General features: G+C 72.8%; 17 protein-coding genes. 13 read left to right on the forward strand and 4 right to left on the reverse strand.

Annotated elements, in window-relative coordinates; genetic code table 11:
* Positions 1–49: 49 nt before the first annotated feature.
* Together ACE3QY_RS08845 and ACE3QY_RS08850 are read left to right on the forward strand one after the other, a co-directional pair.
* Complete coding sequence (locus ACE3QY_RS08845) at positions 50–967, forward strand: TIGR01777 family oxidoreductase (protein WP_374455643.1); 918 nt, start codon at positions 50–52, stop codon at positions 965–967.
* Positions 967–1,353, forward strand: a complete 387-nt coding sequence (locus ACE3QY_RS08850) for an NUDIX domain-containing protein (protein WP_374455644.1) — start codon at positions 967–969, stop codon at positions 1,351–1,353. The genes ACE3QY_RS08845 and ACE3QY_RS08850 overlap by 1 nt, the downstream gene beginning before the upstream one ends.
* Here the strand turns inward: ACE3QY_RS08850 and ACE3QY_RS08855 are convergent.
* Both ACE3QY_RS08855 and ACE3QY_RS08860 read right to left on the reverse strand, forming a co-directional pair.
* Positions 1,350–4,031: a GNAT family N-acetyltransferase gene (locus ACE3QY_RS08855; protein WP_374455645.1), complete on the reverse strand. Its 2,682-nt coding sequence runs from the start codon at positions 4,029–4,031 to the stop codon at positions 1,350–1,352. The genes ACE3QY_RS08850 and ACE3QY_RS08855 overlap by 4 nt on opposite strands.
* A 48-nt stretch (positions 4,032–4,079) precedes the next feature.
* Positions 4,080–4,940, reverse strand: a complete 861-nt coding sequence (locus ACE3QY_RS08860) for a class I SAM-dependent methyltransferase (protein ID WP_374455646.1) — start codon at positions 4,938–4,940, stop codon at positions 4,080–4,082.
* A gap of 129 nt (positions 4,941–5,069) precedes the next feature.
* Between ACE3QY_RS08860 and ACE3QY_RS08865 the strand changes: the two genes are divergently transcribed.
* Positions 5,070–5,753 carry a winged helix-turn-helix transcriptional regulator gene (locus tag ACE3QY_RS08865; RefSeq protein WP_374455647.1) on the forward strand — a complete coding sequence of 228 codons (684 nt, stop codon included), beginning with the start codon at positions 5,070–5,072 and terminating at the stop codon, positions 5,751–5,753.
* 3 nt (positions 5,754–5,756) lie between these two features.
* Here ACE3QY_RS08865 and ACE3QY_RS08870 read toward each other — a convergent pair whose 3' ends face one another.
* Positions 5,757–6,653, reverse strand: coding sequence for a DMT family transporter (locus ACE3QY_RS08870; RefSeq protein WP_374455648.1), 897 nt, complete (start codon positions 6,651–6,653; stop codon positions 5,757–5,759).
* An 83-nt stretch (positions 6,654–6,736) separates the two neighbouring features.
* Here ACE3QY_RS08870 and ACE3QY_RS08875 point away from each other — a divergent pair, with 83 nt between their 5' ends.
* Entirely contained in the window at positions 6,737–7,597 is an 861-nt protein-coding gene (locus tag ACE3QY_RS08875; protein ID WP_374455649.1) for a LysR family transcriptional regulator, read from the forward strand.
* A 15-nt stretch (positions 7,598–7,612) separates the two neighbouring features.
* Here ACE3QY_RS08875 and ACE3QY_RS08880 read toward each other — a convergent pair whose 3' ends face one another.
* Entirely contained in the window at positions 7,613–8,416 is an 804-nt protein-coding gene (locus ACE3QY_RS08880; protein WP_374455650.1) for an IclR family transcriptional regulator, read from the reverse strand.
* A 182-nt stretch (positions 8,417–8,598) separates the two neighbouring features.
* Between ACE3QY_RS08880 and kduI the strand changes: the two genes are divergently transcribed.
* From kduI to ACE3QY_RS08925, 9 genes are all read left to right on the forward strand, one after another.
* On the forward strand, positions 8,599–9,417 hold the full coding sequence (gene kduI, locus ACE3QY_RS08885; RefSeq protein WP_374455651.1) for a 5-dehydro-4-deoxy-D-glucuronate isomerase: 819 nt from the start codon (positions 8,599–8,601) through the stop codon (positions 9,415–9,417).
* Positions 9,414–10,205: a 2-dehydro-3-deoxy-D-gluconate 5-dehydrogenase KduD gene (gene kduD / locus ACE3QY_RS08890; RefSeq protein ID WP_374455652.1), complete on the forward strand. Its 792-nt coding sequence runs from the start codon at positions 9,414–9,416 to the stop codon at positions 10,203–10,205. Before kduI ends, kduD begins: the two co-directional genes overlap by 4 nt.
* Positions 10,206–10,395: 190 nt before the next feature.
* Positions 10,396–11,478 carry a sugar ABC transporter substrate-binding protein gene (locus tag ACE3QY_RS08895; RefSeq protein WP_374455653.1) on the forward strand — a complete coding sequence of 361 codons (1,083 nt, stop codon included), beginning with the start codon at positions 10,396–10,398 and terminating at the stop codon, positions 11,476–11,478.
* 68 nt (positions 11,479–11,546) lie between these two features.
* Positions 11,547–12,494, forward strand: coding sequence for an ABC transporter permease (locus ACE3QY_RS08900; protein ID WP_374455654.1), 948 nt, complete (start codon positions 11,547–11,549; stop codon positions 12,492–12,494).
* On the forward strand, positions 12,491–14,053 hold the full coding sequence (locus tag ACE3QY_RS08905; RefSeq protein ID WP_374455655.1) for a sugar ABC transporter ATP-binding protein: 1,563 nt from the start codon (positions 12,491–12,493) through the stop codon (positions 14,051–14,053). The genes ACE3QY_RS08900 and ACE3QY_RS08905 overlap by 4 nt, the downstream gene beginning before the upstream one ends.
* Position 14,054: 1 nt before the next feature.
* Complete coding sequence (locus tag ACE3QY_RS08910; protein WP_374455656.1) at positions 14,055–15,062, forward strand: ABC transporter permease; 1,008 nt, start codon at positions 14,055–14,057, stop codon at positions 15,060–15,062.
* A 61-nt stretch (positions 15,063–15,123) separates the two neighbouring features.
* A complete protein-coding gene (locus ACE3QY_RS08915) occupies positions 15,124–16,626 on the forward strand; it encodes an aldehyde dehydrogenase family protein (protein WP_374455657.1) in 1,503 nt (500 codons plus the stop codon).
* The gene (gene eda / locus ACE3QY_RS08920; protein ID WP_374455658.1) at positions 16,623–17,270 is read left to right on the forward strand and encodes a bifunctional 4-hydroxy-2-oxoglutarate aldolase/2-dehydro-3-deoxy-phosphogluconate aldolase; all 648 of its coding nucleotides are present in this window, start codon (positions 16,623–16,625) and stop codon (positions 17,268–17,270) included. Before ACE3QY_RS08915 ends, eda begins: the two co-directional genes overlap by 4 nt.
* Complete coding sequence (locus ACE3QY_RS08925) at positions 17,267–18,367, forward strand: sugar kinase (RefSeq protein WP_374455659.1); 1,101 nt, start codon at positions 17,267–17,269, stop codon at positions 18,365–18,367. The genes eda and ACE3QY_RS08925 overlap by 4 nt, the downstream gene beginning before the upstream one ends.
* The last annotated feature ends 49 nt before the right edge of the window (positions 18,368–18,416 follow it).

The raw sequence follows: 18,416 nt of genomic DNA on the forward strand, positions 1-18,416 counted from the left end.
CGTGCGTCGTGCGCGGAACGCGCCCACGGGCTGACGTACATTCGCGCCCGTGAAGGTCGTGGTGGCGGGTGGGTCGGGTGCGCTGGGACGTCGGCTGTGCGCCGACCTCGTCGCCGCAGGGCACGAGGTGGTCGTCCTGACGCGTCGTCGGAGGCCCGGGCCGTACCGGCAGGTCGAGTGGGACGGACGCACGGTGGGGCCGTGGGCCGAGGAGCTCGCCGGCAGCGCCGTGGTCAACCTCGCCGGTGAGCTCGTCGACCGCCGGCCGACCGCGGCCAACATCGATCTGCTCACCACGTCGCGCGTGCAACCGACGCGGGCCCTCGTCGACGCGAGCCGCACACTCGACGCGCCGGTCCCGGTCTGGGTGCAGGCGAGCACGCTCGCGATCTACGGCGACGCCGGTGACGCCGTCCTCGACGAGGCGGCACCGCCCGCTGCGGGGCCGCCCCAGATGGCCGGCGTCGCCCGCGCCTGGGAGGCGGCGGTCGAGGGCGCGAACACCGATCGCCTCGTCGTGCTGCGCACCGGGATCGTGCTGGACAACGACACGCCGGCCCTCGACCGGCTCTGGTCGCTCGCGCGCTGGGGCCTCGGCGGTCGCGTCGGGCCGGGCACCCAGTGGGTGAGCTGGACGCACGTCGACGACTGGCTGGCCATCGTCCGCACGGTCCTCGAGCCGGGCTCGACGCTCGCGGGCGTGCTGCACGCGACCGGGCCGGAGCCCGCCCGCAACACCGACCTGATGGCAGCGCTGCGTCGCAGCCTCGGTCGCCCGGCGGCCCCGCCGACGCCGGCCGCGCTGGTGCGTCTGGGTGCGGTGCTGCTGCGCACCGACCCGGCGCTCGCGCTCACCGGACGTCGCGCGGTCCCCGCCCGCCTCCTCGAGAGCGGCTTCCGCTTCGCCCACCCCGACCTCGACGAGGCGCTGGCGGACCTGCGCACCCGGCAGTCGGCAGGCGCCTGATGGTCCAGGTCGTCGTCGGCGCGCTCGTCCACGAGGGGCGGGTGCTGCTCGCGCACCGGAGCCCCGACAAGCACGCGTTCCCGGACGTGTGGGACCTGCCCGGTGGCGTGGTGGAGGCGGGTGAGTCGGAGGAGCAGGCGTTGGAGCGGGAGCTCCGCGAGGAGCTCGGTGTGCGGGTGACCTCGGCGTCGCACCTGTGCCGGGTGACCGTCCGTCCCGGGGCCGGGGAGGCCGTCCTGAGTGCCTGGCTGGTGAGGGAGTGGGAGGGAACGCCGACCAACGTCGCACCCGAGGAGCACGTCGACATCGGCTGGTTCACCGCGGAGGACGTGCCGCCGCTCGTGCACCCCCACGTGCGCGCGGCCGTGCTGGGCGCGATGGGCTAGGAGCGCAGCCGCCGCGGGATCCCTGTGTCGAGCTCGGGCGGCTCGGCGATGCGCACCTTGACGTCGACGCAGAAGAGGCCGTGCGCGTTGACGACGACGGGCTCGAGGGTGAGGTCGGCGACGTGGGGCACGTCGACGGCGAGGCGGCCCACCGACACCACCAGCGCCTCGAGCGGGGCGAGGTCGACCTCCTCCAGGCCGTGGTCGCCGACGAGCTGGGGCCAGAGTCGCAGCGCACGCACGGCCCGGGCGGCGTCGGCGGCCTCCACCGGGGGCAGCAGCAACACGTCCTCGGCCCAGCTGCCGGCGGGTCCGGCAGCACCGCCGCCGACCCGGACGAGCGGACCGAGCTGCGGGTCGCGCACCAGCCCCACCGAGGCCTGGTGACCGAGCACGAGCGGCTGGACCAGCACGTCGACGTCGGGCCGGCCGAGCTCGTCGGCGAAGCGGCGTACGGCATCGGAGACGTCACCACCGGTGCGTACGTCGATGCGCACCAGCCCGCGGTCGGACTTGTGCAGCGCCGTCGGGTCGGCCACCTTCACCGCCACCGGGTAGCCGGTCTCGTCGGCGAGGCGCGCCGCGGACTCCGGGCCGGCGGCGAGGCCGCCGACGAGGTGGATGCCGTAGGGCGCCAGCAGCTCGGCCTGGGCCGAGGGCGCCAGCCACTCGGGCTCGCCGTCGCGCGCGGCCAGCCGCGACCGTGCCCAGGTGCGGGCGTGCACACCGCGGGTGCCGAGCTCGACCTCCGGCTGGTCGGGCGGGACGCGCCGCCAGGCGGCGTAGCGCATGGCCCGGCCCAGCGCCCCGATCGCGGCGTCGGTCGTGCGGTAGGCGGTGACGCCCGGCAGGCCGCGCGCCGCGTCGAAGGCCGCACCGGGGGTGACGAGCAGCAGCGGCACCTCGGGCCCGGACGGACGCGCCTCCGCGACCGCCGCGAAGAGGGCGTCGCGGTCGGTCAGCCGGTTGGCCACGAGCATGACCAGGACGGCGTCGGCCTCGCCGCTGTCCAACACCGCCCGCAGCGCCGCGGTCAGCTCGGCCGGCGTGACGTCGGCGCCGAGGTCCACCGGGTTGCGTACGTCGACCGCGCCGGGCGCCGCGGCGTGCAGGGCCTCGCCGAGCCCGGCCGAGGTCGCGGCGACGAGCATGCCCTGGCCGCCGGCCCGGTCGGTCGTGAGCGCACCGACCCCGCCGGTGTTGGACACGATGCAGACCCGGAGGCCCGCCGGGAGGGGCTGCTCGACGAGCAGCAGGGCGGTCTCGGTGAGCTCGGCGCCGGTGTGGCAGGCGATCACCCCGGACTGGTCGAGCAGGGCGTCGACGCCGACGCCGACGGTGGACGTGGTGTCCTGGCGCGCCCGCGAGCGTCCGCCGACCACCGCCAGCAGCGGCTTCTGCTCGGCGAAGCGCCGTGCGGTCCGCGCGAACTTCAGCGCGTTGCCGAACGACTCGAGGTAGAGCGCCCCCGCCGCGACCGCGTCGTCGTCCATCCACGCGGCGAGCAGGTCGTTGCTCGAGACGTCGATCTTGTCGCCGAGCGAGACGAACGCGTGCACGCCGAGGCCCACGTCGCGGGCGAGGTCGAGGAGCGCGAACCCCATCCCGCCCGACTGCGACGCGACGGCGAGGCCGCCGACCTCGGGGACGTCGTGGAGGAGGGTCGCGTTGAGGCCGTCGGCGTTGTCGAGGACGCCCTGCGAGTTCGGCCCGACCAGCCGCAGGCTGTGGCTCCGGGCCAGCTCGAGCAGCTCGTGGCGGCGCTCGTCGCTCCCGGAGCCCGAGAATCCGGACGAGATCACGACCGCGGCACCGGCGCCGTTGGCGGCGGCGTCCCGCAGCACGTCCGCCACCCCGTCGGCCGGCACCGCGACCACGACGAGGTCGACCGGGCCCTCGAGCCCGGCCAGGCTGCGGGCGGCGGGGAGGCCGTCGATCGACTCGGCCTCGGGGTGGATGACGTGCAGGGTCCCGGCGTACGGCGAGCTCCGGATGGCCTGCAGCACGCCGTGGCCGAAGCCACCGGCAGAGCGGCGGACGCCGACGACGGCCACGCTGGTCGGGTGCAGCAGGGGCCGGAGGGACCGGGCGGCCGCCCGCCACTCGCGCCGGTCGGCCGCCTCGACGGCCTCGCGCGACGCGTCGGTGCGGAGCTCGACCTCGACCTCGCCCTCGACGGTCCTGCGGGTCGCACCGAACCCGGCGGCGCGGAAGACGCGCAGCATCCCGTAGTTGTCGCCGAGGACCTCGGCCGCGAAGCGACTCACCCCGTGCTGGCGACCGAGGGCGGCGAGGTGCTCGAGCAGCAGGCTCCCCAGGCCGCGGCCGCGGTCCTCGTCGGCGACGAGGAAGGCGACCTCGGCGCTGTCGGGCGTGAGCAGCTCGGCCGTGGCGAGCCCCGCGACCCGGCCGCGGATCACGGCCACCAGTGCGGCCGACCGGGTGTTGTCGGGCGCGAAGAGGTGGGCGACGTAGTGACGGCCGGCCTCCCGGCTGGGCGAGAAGAACCGCAGCCGCAGCGTGTCCACGGACACCGACTCGTGCAGCTCGAGGACGGCGTCGCGGTCGTCGGCGCGCAGCGACCGGATGACCGCGATGGTGCCGTCGGCGAGCAGCACGTCCGCGGGCTCGGCGGACCAGTCGCGGGGAGCGACGGTCGGGGCAGCCTCGGCGGTCACCCGACCAACGTGCCAGAGGTCGGGGTGGCGTGCCAGCCCCGCTCGCCCTCAGGGCTTGGTGCCGCTGACCACGAGCATCTCGCACGGGCCGACGAAGCCGTCGGGTCCCTCGAACTGGCGGAGCGCCTCCTCGATCTCGAGCCAGGCCGCGTCGCGGTCGTCGGGGCCGACTCCCGAGAGCATCTGGTGCAGCGCACCGAACGACTCGTGCTCGAACCGCACGCACTCCCGGGCGCTGGCCATGCGCACGGGGGACGGGACCGAGGTCACCGTGACGTCGGTGAAGCCGACCGCGACGTACGCCGCCTCGGCCACGCCGGGCGCGGCGAGGCTGAAGGGTCCGGGGAGCCCCGGGGCCGGGGCCGGCAGTCCGGCGATCCGCCGGATGATCCCGACCGGGAGCGCGAAGAAGCCGTTGAGGTCGGGCGTCGAGTAGACGATCGACGACAGCCGCCCGCCCGGCCGCAGCACGCGGTGGACCTCCGACAGCGCGCGGTGCTGGTCGGGGAAGTAGATCAGCCCGACGCGCGAGATCGCGGCGTCGTAGCTCGCGTCGGCGACGGCGGAGAGGTCCTCGCCGTCCGCCTCGAGCGTGGCGACCTGGGGGAGGCCCTGCTCGGCCGCGGCGGCCGCGGCGTGCTCGAGGATCGCGGGGGAGATGTCGGTGGCCAGGACGTGCCCGGTCGGGCCGACACGGCGCGCGGCGGCGAACGACTGCCCGCCCGCGCCGGCGGCGACGTCGAGCACCCGCGCCCCCGCTGCGAGGCGTACGTCGTCGAGCATCCGCTCGGTCGCGGCGCCGAGCCAGTCCTCGATGGTCGGGCCCCAGCGGTGCCAGGCGTCCGCGGCGGTCTCCCACTGGGCGCGGGTGGTGGCCTTGAAGGCGGTCGGGTCGAAGGTGGTGGTCATGGTGGTCTCCTCCTCTGATCGGGTGGACCACCACGCTCGCCCGATCGGCCGGTCCGCCTCCAGAACGAGTTCTGGACCCCACCGGAACATTTTCTGGACTCGCGCCCGGAGCGGGCCGACACTGGGGACATGAAGGACTACGGGCAGTACTGCCCGGTCGCGCTGGCCAGCTCGGTCCTCGCGGAGCGGTGGACCCCGCTGATCGTGCGCGAGCTGGTGCTGGGCGGGAAGCGGTTCAACGAGATCGCGCGCGGGCTCCCGGGCATCTCGCGCACGCTGCTCAAGCAGCGGCTCGAGCACCTCGAGCGCAAGGGCGTGGTCGAGCGGGTGCCGGTCCCGACGGGCCACGAGTACCACCTGACCCCGGCCGGACGGGACCTCGAGCCGGTGATCATGGCCGTCGGCGAGTGGGCCGTGCGCTGGATGTTCAGCGAGCCCGAGCCGCGCGAGGTCGACCCGGTGACCCTGACCTGGTGGATGTCACGGCGCCTGGAGGTCGACGCCCTCCCGGACCAGCGCACGGTGGTGCAGTTCGACTACGCCGGCGATTCCCCGACCCGGATCTGGATGGTCATCGAGCGGCGGGAGCCCTCGATCTGCACTGACCCGCCGGGCTTCGACACCGACCTCACCGTCGCAGTGGCGCCGGTCGACCTGATGCGGGTGTTCTCCGGCATCGTCACCTATCCCGAGGCGCTCGCCCAGGGCGCGCTCAGCCTGAGCGGCCCGCCGCGGCTGGTCCGGGACTTCCCCCGCTGGTGCGCGTGGAGCCCGTTCGCCCCGGCGGTGCGCGAGCACCTCGGGCTGGCGTAGCCGTCAGACGGGGGTGGGTGCCGGGTCGACCCGCCCGGCCTCGGGCTCGACCTCCCGGGCGCCGCTGCGCTCGGCCCCGATGCCGGCGGCCACGACGAGCCCGATGCCGACGACGGACAGCGCGTTGGGCACCTGGGCCAGGGCGAGGAAGCCGATGACCAGCGCGAAGGCCGGCTCGAGCGCCATCAGCGTGCCGAAGGCCGCGGTGGTCAGCCGGCGCAGCGCCAGCAGCTCGAGGGCGAACGGCACCACCGGCAGCAGCACGGCCAGGCCGAGCCCGACCAGCATCAGCTCGGGGGTCAGGTCGTCGACCACGCCGGGACCCGCGACCAGCGTCGCCACCACGGCCGCGACCGGCATCGAGATGGCGAGCCCCCCGAGGCCGCTGACCGCGTCGCCCACCCGTTGGGTCAGCAGGATGTACGCCGCCCAGCAGCACGCCGCGGCCAGAGCGAACGCGACGCCCACCGGGTCGGCGTCGCCGGTCCAGGGCTGGGTCAGGCAGAGCACGCCCGCCGCCGCGAGCAGGGCCCACACGCGTCCGGTCCCACGGCTGCGCACGACGGCCACGCCGAGGGGGCCGAGGAACTCCAGGGCGCTCGCCGTGCCGAGGGGCAGCCGCGCGACGGCGGCCATGAAGAGGAGGGTGACCCCGGCCGTGGCGATGCCGAGCGCCGTGCCCGCCCGCAGGGCCTCGGGGCTGAACGTGGAGAGCCGCGGCCGGACCAGCACGAGCAGCAGGACGCCGGCCCAGAAGAGCCGCAGCCAGGCCGCGCCGCCGGCGCCGACGTCGTCGATGAGCCCGACCGAGGCGGCCAGGCCGAGCTGGACGCAGAGCATGGAGGCGACGGCCATCGAGGTGCCGACGCGGGCGCCGGTGCGAGCGGGGGAGAGGTGCATGGCTCCAGTGAAGGCCAGCGGGAGTGTTCGTGTCCACGTGACTTTGCTGGACTGAATGTTCAGTGATCCTGCACAATCAAGGGATGGACGTCCGACGCCTCCAGATGCTGCTCGAGCTGTCCCGCCTCGGCTCGATGCACGAGGTCGCCGACGCGATGGGCACCACCACCTCGAGCGTCTCGCAGGGCATCGCCGCCCTCGCCAGGGACGTCGGCAGCCCGCTGCTCGAGCCCGACGGCCGCCGGGTCCGGCTCACGCCCGCAGGGCGTCGCCTCGCGGAGCACGCGGTCACCATCCTGGCGGCGGTCGACGCCGCCCGCCTCGACCTCGACCCGAGCTCGGAGCCGTTCGGGGTGCTGCGCGTCGCCGGGTTCGCCTCGGCCATCCGGCGCTCCCTGCTGCCCGCGATCGACGAGCTGCGGGACACCAACCCGGGCATCGAGGTGCGGGTCCACGAGTACGAGCCGCTCGAGGCCTTCGACCTGCTGGCCCGCGACGACGTCGACCTGGCGCTGGTCTACGACTACGACCTCGCGCCGGTGGAGTGGCGCGAGGACCACGAGGTCACCGCGCTGTGGGACGTCGAGTGGGGCGTCGGCGTGCCGACCCGCGACCGGCACCTCGGGCTGGCCGACCTCGCCGACCGCGACTGGATCGTGAACTCGCGCAACACCGCCGACGAGGTCGCGCTCCGCACCCTCGCCTCGCGCGCCGGCTTCGTCCCACGCGTGGTGCACCGGATCGACTCCCTCGAGCTGCTCGACGACCTGGTGGTCGCGGGCAGGGGAGTGGGGCTGCTGCCGCGCGGCCGCGCGTCCCGGCGCGGTGTCAGCGTCGTCCGGGTGAGGGACCCGTCGGTCCACCTCAGGGCGTACGCCGTGACCCGCCGCGGGCGCGACAGCTGGCCGCCCCTGCGGGCGGTGGTGGAGCGCCTCGCCCACTGAGGGCGACGCGACGCCTCAGCGGACCAGGCTGTTGCCGTGCACGGCGGCCAGGCGGGCCTTCACGCTGAGCAGCGTCTCGATGATGAGGTCCTCGCGACCGTTGTCGAGGCGGCTGATCGGGACCGCGACGCTGAGCGCGTCGACGGCCTGGTGGCTGAAGGGCAGCGCGACGCCGAAGCAGCGCACGCCCATGCAGGACTCCTCGCTCTCGGTCGCGTAGCCCTGGTGCTGCGCGGTCTCGATGATGTGGAGCACCGCGTCCTTGTCGGTCGTGGTGTTGGGCGTGATCGCGGTGATGTGCTCGGGCACCATGTCGCGGCGCTGGTCCTCGGGGAGCTCGGCGAGGAGCGCGCGACCGAGGGAGGTGGCGAAGGCGGGCAGCCGGCGGCCCACCGCGGAGTGCATGCGCAGCGGGTGCATCGACTCGCGCTTGGCGGTGTAGATGACGTCGGCGCCGTCGAGGCGGCCGAGGTGCACGGTCTCCTCGGTGGCGGCGGCGACCTCGTCGAGGACCGACTGGGCGCGGGCGAGCACCGGGTCGCCGTCGAGGTAGGCCGAGCTCACCACGAGGGAGTGGATGCCGAGCTGATAGACGCTGCCGGTCGGGTCGGTCTGGAGCCAGCCGCGGTCGGTCATCGTGCGCAGCAGGGCGTGCAGGCTGCTCTTGGGGATGTGGAGCCGCGTGGAGAGCTGGAGCTGGGTGCCGGGACCGTTGGCCGCGATCTCGTCGAGCAGGTCGAGGGCGCGGGCCGCCGACTTGACCGGGCCGGCCGCGGTGGGGCCGGCGGCCTCCTTGATCAGTTCTGCGCTCTGCGTCATGGCACTTCTCCTCGTGGAGTCCAGGGGGCACGGGGAGGTGTCCCCCGAGATGAGAATAAGCGTACTGCGAGTTCACATACATGGAAAGGTTTCGACCCCTTGACCAGTGACGGCCGTCACGTATAGTCTCGAACTCAGTTCACATAGACGAACGCAGTTCACATAGACCAAGGGGTGCCCGCGTGATCCAGGTTCGATATTCGACGTCGCCGAGCAGTGCGGAGACGTCCACCACGGCGGACCTGCGCGAGAACTTCCTCGTCACGGACCTCTTCGTCGAGGGGGAGGTGCGCGCCACCTACACCCACGACGATCGCATGGTCGTCGGCGGCGCGGTGCCCGGCACCGGCCAGCTCGACCTCCCGGCCTACACCGAGGTCCTCGGCGCCGACCAGCACCTCGAGCGCCGCGAGCTCGGCGTCATCAACGTCGGCGGCGCCGGCCACGTCCTCGTCGACGGCGAGAAGTTCGAGCTCGACCACCTCGACGGCCTCTTCGTCGGCCGGGGGAGCGACGTCGCCTTCGCCGGCGCCGAGGCCGCGTTCTACTGGGTCTCGGCCCCGGCCCACGCGACGTACCCGACGACGGCGCTGGTCCACCGCGACGTCGAGCCGGTGGCGCTGGGCTCCGCCGAGGCGGCCAACGAGCGCAACCTCTTCCGCTACGTCTGGGGCCAGGACGTGGAGACCTCCGTCCTCCAGTTCGGCGTCACCGTCATCGCCGACGGCTCGGTGTGGAACACCTTCCCGCCGCACCTGCACGACCGCCGCACCGAGGTCTACTGCTACGTCGACCTCGCCGAGGAGGACCGCGTCTTCCACTTCATGGGGCAGCCGGGTCACACCCGCCACCTCGTGCTCCGCAACCGCGAGGCCGTCATCTCCCCGCCGTGGTCCATCCACGCCGGTGCCGGCACCGGGTCGTACGCCTTCATCTGGGCGATGGCCGGGGAGAACAACTGCTACACCGACCTGAGCGCCGTCGCGGTGGAGGACCTGTGATCGACGCGTCCCTGCCGAGCGACCCGGGCCCGACCCGGTCGCCGTTCGACCTGCACGGCAGGTGCGCGGTGGTGACCGGCGCCGGTCGCGGGATCGGGCGCGCCGTCGCGCTCGGCCTCTCCCGGGCGGGCGCGGACCTGGTCCTGCTCGGCCGCCCGGGCAGCAGCGACGACACCCGCGAGGCCGTGCTCGCCGCGGGCGGCAAGGCCGACGTGGTCGACCTCGACCTCGGCGACCACGCCGCGGTGGCGCAGGTCGGTGCCGAGCTGGCCGCAGCCCGGCAGGTCGACATCGTGGTCAACAACGCCGGGATCATCGACCGCGAGGACGCGGTCGACGTCGACCCCGCCGCGTGGCAGCGGGTGCTGGACGTCAACCTCAACGGCCTGTTCTTCCTGTGCCAGCAGCTCGGCCGGCCCATGGTCGAGCGCGGCCACGGCAAGATCGTGAGCATCGCCAGCCTGCTGTCCTTCCAGGGCGGCATCCGCGTCGCGTCGTACGCCGCCAGCAAGCACGCCGTCGCGGGCCTGACCAAGGCGCTGGCCAACGAGTGGGGCCCCCACGGCGTGCAGGTCAACGCCATCGCCCCCGGCTACATCGCCACCGACAACACCGCCGCCCTCCGCGAGGACGCCGACCGCTCGCGGTCCATCCTCGAGCGCATCCCGGCCGGCCGCTGGGGCGACGCGGACGACATCGCCGGCGCAGCCGTGTTCCTCAGCTCCTCCGCCGCCGACTACGTCAACGGCCACGTCCTGGTCGTCGACGGCGGCTGGATGGCCCGCTGACCCACCACCGACTCACCACCGACTCACCACCGACCTACCACTGACCCACCCCGCTTCACCGCAGTACCGGCACCACCCGCACCATCACTGCACCACCACAGAGAAGAGCAGCAACCCACCACCACTCGGGGCGCAGAACCAGTCAGTCCCACCCGCCGGACCCCGGCACCGAAGAGAATGAGGATCGACCATGAAGTCCATCTCCCGACCCACTGCAGCCGTCATCGGCCTGACCCTGGCCGCTGCTGCCCTCGCGGGCTGCAGTGAGGAGGCCGGCGGGGCCGGCGGCGGTGCCGAAGCCGGCGGCTGTGCTCCCGAGGACGTCGTCCTCGTGGGCCAGGTGCGCAACGAGTCCAACCCCTACGAGGCCTCCTGGCTCGACGGCGGTGACGCGTTCGCCGAGCAGGTCAGCCTGACCCAGAAGCGCCTCACCTACGACGGCGACTCCACCAAGCAGCAGGAGCAGATCACCCAGCTGCTCGCCGGCGACACCGAGTGCCTCGTCATGAACATCCTGCCCAACGGCGACTCGGACACCCTGCCGATCGTCGAGGGTGCGCAGGAGGCCGGTGCCTACCTCGTCACCCAGTGGAACAAGCCGGCCGACGTCAACGTCACCGACTACAGCCAGTGGCTGAGCCACATCACCTACAACGGTGTCGAGTCGGGCCAGCAGATCGGTGACGCGCTCGCCGAGGCGATCGGCGGCAAGGGCGGCATCATCGCCCTCCAGGGCATCCTGGACACCGGCGCCGCCAAGGACCGCTTCGCCGGTCTCGAGGCGTCGCTGGAGGCCAACCCGGACGTCGAGCTCCTCGACGACCAGACCGCCAACTTCTCCCGTGACGAGGCGCTCGCGGTCACCAAGACCCTGCTCACCAAGCACGGTGACAAGATCAAGGGCATCTGGGCCGCCAACGACGACATGGCGCTCGGCGCGCTCGCCGCGCTCGAGCAGGCCGGCCGTGACGACGTCGCGGTCGTCGGCATCGACGCCGTGCCCGACGCGCTGACGGCCATCGAGGACGGGGCCATGACCGCGACCGTCTCCTCCGACGGCCCGTGGCAGGGTGGCATCGGCCTGGCGATCGGCTACTGCGTGGCCACCGGTGAGCTCTCCGTCGACGACATCGCCGACGAGGACCGCGCCTGGTTCGCCGAGCAGTTCCTGATCACCGGCGACAACGTCGGCGACTTCACCGCTCCTGAGGTGGACGAGTCCGACTTCGAGTGCGACAACGTCTTCAGCCGCTCGCAGGGCGCGATTTCGTGACCATGACATCCCCCGCCCAGGCCGACACCGAGGCAGTTGTCGCGCCGCGCCCCCGGCCTCGGCGGGGGGTGTCGCTCCGGGACGCCGGTCCGCCGATCGCCCTGGTCGTCATCTTCGGCATCTTCTCGGTGCTGAGCTCTGACTTCCGCACGGTCGGCAACGTGCAGAACATCATGGACGCGGCGGCGGTCCTCGCCGTCGTGGCCTGCGGCATCACCTTCGTGCTGATGATGGGGTCGATCGACCTCTCCGTCCCCGGCGTGATGGGGGCCTCCGCGATCGCGGTGGCCCTCCTCGTCGCCAACAACAGGAACGGCAACGACTGGGGACTGCTCGGGATCCTGGTCGCCGTCCTGCTCGGCGCCGGCCTCGGCTGCCTGAGCGGGATGGCCCTGGTCAGCCTGAAGGTCCCGTCCTTCATGACCACGCTCGGCGTCTCGGCCGTCGGGCTCGGCGTCGCGACGCTCATGTTCGCCGGCGTCCAGCCCAACATCTCCGACGAGATGCTCCACGGCTGGGCGGTCCACCGCTTCCTCGGCCTGGCCTACCTGACCTGGATCGCGATGGCCTGCGTCCTCATCGGCTGGCTCATCCAGCGCTACTCGCGCCTGGGCCGCTACGCGTACGCCATCGGCGGCGCGGAGGAGGTGCTCGCGCTCTCCGGCGTGAAGGTCGCCCCCTACAAGGTGGCCGTGTTCACCCTCGCCGGGGCGTTCTACGGGCTCGCCGGCGTGATGGTCACCAGCCAGCTCAGCGCCGGCCTCGTCCAGGCCGGCAAGGGCTACGACTTCGCGGCGATCACCGCCGCCGTCGTCGGCGGCACCCTGCTCACCGGCGGCCGCGGCGGGGTGCTCCACTCCGCGGTCGGCGTCCTCCTCGTCACCGTCCTCACCAACGGCCTCGTCCAGGTCGGGGTCAGCCCCTACTGGCAGGGCGGTGTCCAGGGACTCATCGTCGTCGCGGCCGTCTCGGCCGCCGTCATCCCCCAGCGTCGTAGGAACCAGGTGACCAAGTGACCACGAACCTGCAGGCAGCCCCCGAGGCACCGGCGCCGGCCCCGGTCAACGCCCTCGAGGTGCGCGGCCTGGTCAAGCACTACCCGGGCGTCAAGGCGCTCGACGGTGTCGACCTGGTCGTCCGCCAGAACGAGGTGCTCGGCCTCGCCGGGGAGAACGGCGCGGGCAAGTCCACGCTGCTCAAGGCGCTGGTCGGCCTGGTCCGGCCGGACGCCGGGGAGATCTGGGTGCGGGGGGAGAAGGTCAGGCTCAAGAGCGTCGTCGACGCCGCCGACCACGGCATCGGCATGGTCTTCCAGGAGCAGTCGCTGGTGCCCAACCTGACTGCCGCCGAGAACATCGTCCTCGGCAGCGAGGGCCCGGGCGTCCGGCGCGGCATCTACCGCTGGGACACGATGCGCAAGCTGGCGCAGGAGCAGCTCGACAAGATCGGCTCCCACATCGACCCGCTCGCGCGCACCGACTCACTCTCGTTCGCCGAGCGCCAGATGGTCGAGATCGCCAAGGTGCTCCGGATCGAGGAGCGCACCTCCAACCCGCCGGTGATCATCCTCGACGAGCCGACCTCGGTGCTGGAGTCGAAGGAGATCGAGACCCTCTTCACCCAGGTGCGCCGGCTGCGCGAGTTCGCCTCGGTCATCTTCGTCTCGCACCGCCTCGACGAGGTGCTCGACGTGTGCGACCGCGTCACCGTGCTGCGTGGCGGCCAGTCGGTGGGGGAGGTGGCCACCGCGGGCGCCGCGCCCGGCGACCTGCACCGCATGATGATCGGCTCCACCGGCTCCGACGACCACTACCACGACGGCCTCGCCGAGCGAGCCGACGAGCCAGCTGCCCCGCGCCTGGTCGTGAAGGGCCTGTCCGGCAAGACCTTCCGCGACGTCGACCTCGAGGTGGCGGCCGGGGAGATCGTCGGCATCGTCGGCGTGCACGGCTCCGGCCGCGAGGACGTCTGCCGTGCCCTGTTCGGCGCCGAGCCGACACTGGCCGGCGAGGTCACCCTCGACGGCGAGAAGCTCGACCTGTCCGGCACCCGCGCCGCGGTCGCCTCCGGAGTGGGCTACGTACCCGCGGAGCGCAAGATCGAGGGCATGGTCGGGCCGATGTCGGTCGCCGACAACATGACGCTGACCAAGCAGAAGTCGCGCTGCGCCGGCCCGATGGTCGTCCCGCAGAAGCAGGCCAGCCTGGTCGACACGTGGATCGAGCGCCTCTCGATCCGCACCCCGCACCGCGGCACCCAGATCGGTCGCCTCTCCGGCGGCAACCAGCAGAAGGTCGTCCTGGCCCGCTGGCTGGTCGCCGGCGACATCCGCCTGCTGCTGCTCGACCACCCGACGCGCGGCCTGGACATCGGAGCCCGGTCGGAGGTCTACCGCCTGATGCGCGAGCTCGCCAACAGCGGCGTGGCCACCGTGCTGCTCGCCGACAGCCTCGAGGAGGCCATCGGCATGTCCGACCGGATCATCGTGATGAACGACGGCCGGGCGACCAAGGAGGTCGCGTGCCCCTCCGGTGGCAAGCCGACCCCGCTCGACCTGGTGAAGGAGATGGTCTGAGATGAGCACCCCCGTCATCGCGACCCCCGAGTCCAACCCCGCGGCCGAGCCCGCGATCGTCCGGGGCGGCCCCACGCTGGCCCAGCGCGTCACCTCGTTCATGCCGGTCATCGCGCTCGTCGCGCTGCTCGCCGCGCTGACGATCGCCGACCCGGACTTCCTGACGCAGCGCAGCCTCACCGCCGCGGTCCGCACCTCGGCCCCGCTCGTCGTCCTCGCGGCCGGCGCGACCCTGGTCGTGCTGTGCGGCGGCATCGACCTCTCGATCGCGGCGCTCTGCTCGCTGTCCACGGTGCTGTTCGCGATGTGGCTGCCCGACCTGAGCGGTCTCACGATCGTCGCTGTCATCGCTGCGGCCGGTGCGATCGGCGCCGTCCAGGGCATCGCCCACGTGCTGCTCCGGATCCCGTCGTTCGTGGTGACCCTCGGCGGCATGAGCATCTTCTCCGCCATCGCACTGGTCATCTCCGACGCCGGCCCGATCCGGGTCGTCGACCGCGACGCCACCAAGTGGCTCAACCTCTACGTCGCCGGCTACGTCCCGATGTCGTTCTTCGTGGCGCTGCTCGTGGTCGCGGTGATCTCCCTCGTCATCAAGCTCACCCCGCTGGAGAGCTTCGTCCGCGCGACCGGCTACTCCGAGTCGGCCGCCCGCCTGGCCGGCACGCCCGTCGACCTGGTCAAGGTCATGGCGTTCACCATCTCCGGCGCCTGCGCCGGCCTGGCCGCCGTGATGCTCGCCTCCCGCAACTTCAGCGGCAGCCCGACCATGGCCGACAACCTGCTGCTGCCGGCGGTCGCCGCCATCGTCGTCGGCGGTACGGCGATCACCGGCGGCCACGGCTCGCTGTGGCGCAGCCTCGCCGGCGCGCTCGTCGTCACCCTGCTCCGCGTCGGCCTGCCGATCGTCGGAGTCCCGTCGGCCTGGGAGCAGATCCTCTACGGCGCGATCATCGTCGCCGCCGTCGCTCTGACCCTCGACCGGTCGAAGGTGGCGATCATCAAGTAGTCGCGGCCGACAGACCTCTCCACCCCTGACCCAGACATCACCCCGCACCGGAAGGCCTCTCATGTCCACCGAGTCCCAGCAGAACTCCCAGCTCCTCCCCGCCGTCTCCTCGTTCCTCTCCTCGCCCCGTCAGCTGCTGATCGACGGCGAGTGGGTCGACGCCAAGGACGGCCAGACCTTCGACACCGTGAACCCCGCGACCGAGGAGGTCCTGGTCAAGGTCGCCCAGGCGTCCGCCGTGGACGCCGACCGCGCCGTCGTCGCTGCGCGCAACGCCTTCGAGGCCGGTTCGCCCTGGTCGCGGATGACCCCGCGCGAGCGCTCGCACCTGCTGTGGCGCATCGGCGACATGATCGACGACCGCATCGAGGAGTTCGCCCAGCTCGAGTCCCTCGACAACGGCAAGAGCCTGGCGTCCGCGCGTGGCGACGCCGGCGTGGCCGCCGAGCTGTTCCGCTACTTCGCCGGCTGGGCCACCAAGATGGAGGGCACCACCATCCCGATGTCGGTGCCGGGTCGTGACTTCCACGCCTACACCCGTCGCGAGGCGATCGGCGTCGTCGCGGGCATCGTGCCGTGGAACTTCCCGCTCACCATGGCGGCGTTCAAGATCATCCCGTCGATCACCGCCGGCAACACCATCGTCCTCAAGCCCGCCGAGCAGACCCCGCTCACCGCGCTCTACCTCGGCCAGCTGCTGCTCGAGGCCGGCGTCCCCGCCGGTGTCGTCAACGTGCTGCCCGGCTTCGGCGACGCGGGTGCCGCCCTCGTCGACCACTTCGACGTCGACAAGGTCGCCTTCACCGGCTCCACCGAGGTCGGCAAGAAGATCGCGGCCGGTGCCTCGAAGAACCTCAAGAAGGTCTCCCTCGAGCTCGGCGGCAAGGCACCCAACATCATCTTCAACGACGCCGACCTCGAGGCGGCCATCGCGGGCGCCGCGCTCGCCGGCTACTTCAACGAGGGCCAGTGCTGCGTCAACGGCTCGCGCCTCTACGTCCAGCGCGACGTCTTCGACCAGGTCATCGAGGGCGTCGCCGCGGCGGCCAAGGCGATCAAGGTCGGCAACGGCTTCGACGCCGACACGACCATGGGCCCCTTGGTCTCGCAGGAGCAGCACGAGAAGGTCATGGGCTACGTCCGCGGCGCGGTCCAGGACGGTGCGAACATCGTCGCCGGCAGCCCCGACCGGGCGGCCGAGAAGGGCTACTTCTTCTCGCCGACCCTCATCACCGGCGTCACCGAGGACATGGCCGTCCAGACCGACGAGATCTTCGGCCCGGTCATCACCGCGATCCCGTTCGACACCGAGGACGAGGTCGTCGCCGCGGCCAACAACACCGTCTACGGCCTGGCCGCCGGTGTCTGGTCCAAGGACCTCGGCACCGCCCACCGCGTCGGCAGCAAGCTGCGCGCGGGCACGGTCTGGCTCAACACGTGGCACGCCGACGACGTGACGCTGCCCCGCGGCGGCTTCAAGCAGTCCGGCTGGGGTCGCGAGCTCGGCTCCTTCGGGCTCGACGACTACACCGAGCTCAAGACCGTCATCGCCGAGCTCCGATGAGCGGGAGCCCCACAGACGTCCTGGGCGGCCACCGGATCGTCCCGGTGGTCGTCCTGGACGACCCAGCCAGGGCGGACGCGCTGGGCGCCGCACTCGTGGCGGGCGGCCTGCCCGTCGCCGAGGCGACGTTCCGCACCCCCGAGGCTGCGGCCGTCCTGCGCCGGCTCGCCGGCAACGACGCCCTGGTCGTCGGCGCCGGCACGGTGCTGACCGCCCGGCAGGTCGACGAGGCGCTCGAGGCGGGGGCGAGGTTCATCGTGTCCCCGGGCCTCAGCGCGTCCGTCGTACGACGCTGCCAGGAGGCCGGCGTGCCGGTCGTCCCCGGCATCAGCACGCCGAGCGAGATCATGCAGGCCCTCGACCTCGGCCTCGACACCGTGAAGTTCTTCCCCGCCGAGGCCAACGGGGGACTCCCGACGATCAAGGCGCTGGCAGCGGCCTTCCCGCAGGTGCGCTTCATGCCCACCGGCGGCATCACCGTCGACACCGCCCCGGCCTACCTCGCGCACCCGTCGGTCGCCGCCGTCGGCGGCAGCTGGATGGTCGCCGGCGACCTCTTGGGGGAGGCCCGCTGGGACGAGGTCACCCGCCGCTGCGCCGCCTCCACCGCCCTCTACGACTCTCTGCAAGGAGCCACCGCATGACCATCGAGACCCGTCCCGCCGAGGAGTGCGAGCTCGACATCGTCGCGCTCGGGGAGGTGATGCTGCGCCTGGACCCGGGGGAGGGCCGGATCCGCACCGCTCGCCGGTTCGAGGCGTGGGAGGGCGGCGGTGAGTACAACGTCGCCCGCGGCATGCGGAAGGTCTTCGGCCTCCGTGCCGGCGTCGTCACCGCGCTCGCCGACAACGAGATCGGCCACCTCGTCGAGAACCTCATCATGCAGGGCGGCGTGGACACCTCGCTGATCCGCTGGGAGGACTACGACGGCATCGGCCGGACCGTCCGCAACGGGCTGAACTTCACCGAGCGCGGCTTCGGCGTGCGCGGCGCGGTGGGGGTCTCCGACCGGGCCAACACCGCGATCGCGCACATGAAGCCCGGCACGGTGGACTGGGACGACCTCTTCGGCCGTCGCGGCGTCCGCTGGCTCCACACGGGCGGCATCTACGCAGCCCTGTCGGAGCACACCGCCGCCGTCGCCGAGGAGGCGATGGCCGCCGCCCAGAAGCACGGCACGATCGTCTCCTTCGACCTCAACTACCGACCCAGCCTCTGGGCCGGCATCGGTGGCCCGGAGTTCGCCCGCGACGTCAACACCCGGCTCGCCGGGCACGTCGACGTGATGATCGGCAACGAGGAGGACTTCACCGCGTCCCTCGGCTTCGAGGTCGCCCACGTCGACGAGAACCTCAGCTCGCTGCCGATGGACAGCTTCGAGGCGATGGTCGGCACGGTCGCGGAGAAGATGCCGTGGTTCAAGGTCATCGCCACGACGCTGCGCACCGTGCACAACGCCAGCGACAACGACTGGCAGGCGATCGCCTGGTCGCCGGAGACCGGCGTGCTGGCCTCGGCGCCACGCGACCACCTCGGCATCTACGACCGCGTGGGAGGCGGCGACGGCTTCGCCTCCGGGCTCGTCTACGGCCTGCTGCAGGGCGAACCCCTGCAGCAGTGCCTCGAGCTCGGCGCCGCCCACGGAGCGCTCGCGATGACGACACCCGGCGACACCTCGATGGCGACGGCTGCGGAGGTGCGTGCGCTCGCCGGCGGAGGCAGCGCGCGCGTGCGGCGCTGACGCCGCCAGGACGCAGACAGGACGCAGACAGCACCACCACCCCCAGACC

This window comes from Nocardioides sp., assembly GCF_041913365.1.
Taxonomy (GTDB): domain Bacteria; phylum Actinomycetota; class Actinomycetes; order Propionibacteriales; family Nocardioidaceae; genus Nocardioides.

Excerpts from the sequence above, each read along its gene's own strand:
- ACE3QY_RS08910 (WP_374455656.1), top strand. The coding sequence starts at position 14,055 with ATGAGCACCCCCGTCATCGCGACCCCCGAGTCCAACCCCGCGGCCGAG.
- ACE3QY_RS08865 (WP_374455647.1), top strand. The coding sequence starts at position 5,070 with ATGAAGGACTACGGGCAGTACTGCCCGGTCGCGCTGGCCAGCTCGGTC.
- ACE3QY_RS08860 (WP_374455646.1), bottom strand. The coding sequence starts at position 4,940 with ATGACCACCACCTTCGACCCGACCGCCTTCAAGGCCACCACCCGCGCC.
- ACE3QY_RS08915 (WP_374455657.1), top strand. The coding sequence starts at position 15,124 with ATGTCCACCGAGTCCCAGCAGAACTCCCAGCTCCTCCCCGCCGTCTCC.
- ACE3QY_RS08880 (WP_374455650.1), bottom strand. The coding sequence starts at position 8,416 with ATGACGCAGAGCGCAGAACTGATCAAGGAGGCCGCCGGCCCCACCGCG.
- ACE3QY_RS08925 (WP_374455659.1), top strand. The coding sequence starts at position 17,267 with ATGACCATCGAGACCCGTCCCGCCGAGGAGTGCGAGCTCGACATCGTC.
- ACE3QY_RS08895 (WP_374455653.1), top strand. The coding sequence starts at position 10,396 with ATGAAGTCCATCTCCCGACCCACTGCAGCCGTCATCGGCCTGACCCTG.
- ACE3QY_RS08850 (WP_374455644.1), top strand. The coding sequence starts at position 967 with ATGGTCCAGGTCGTCGTCGGCGCGCTCGTCCACGAGGGGCGGGTGCTG.
- ACE3QY_RS08870 (WP_374455648.1), bottom strand. The coding sequence starts at position 6,653 with ATGCACCTCTCCCCCGCTCGCACCGGCGCCCGCGTCGGCACCTCGATG.
- eda (WP_374455658.1), top strand. The coding sequence starts at position 16,623 with ATGAGCGGGAGCCCCACAGACGTCCTGGGCGGCCACCGGATCGTCCCG.
- ACE3QY_RS08875 (WP_374455649.1), top strand. The coding sequence starts at position 6,737 with ATGGACGTCCGACGCCTCCAGATGCTGCTCGAGCTGTCCCGCCTCGGC.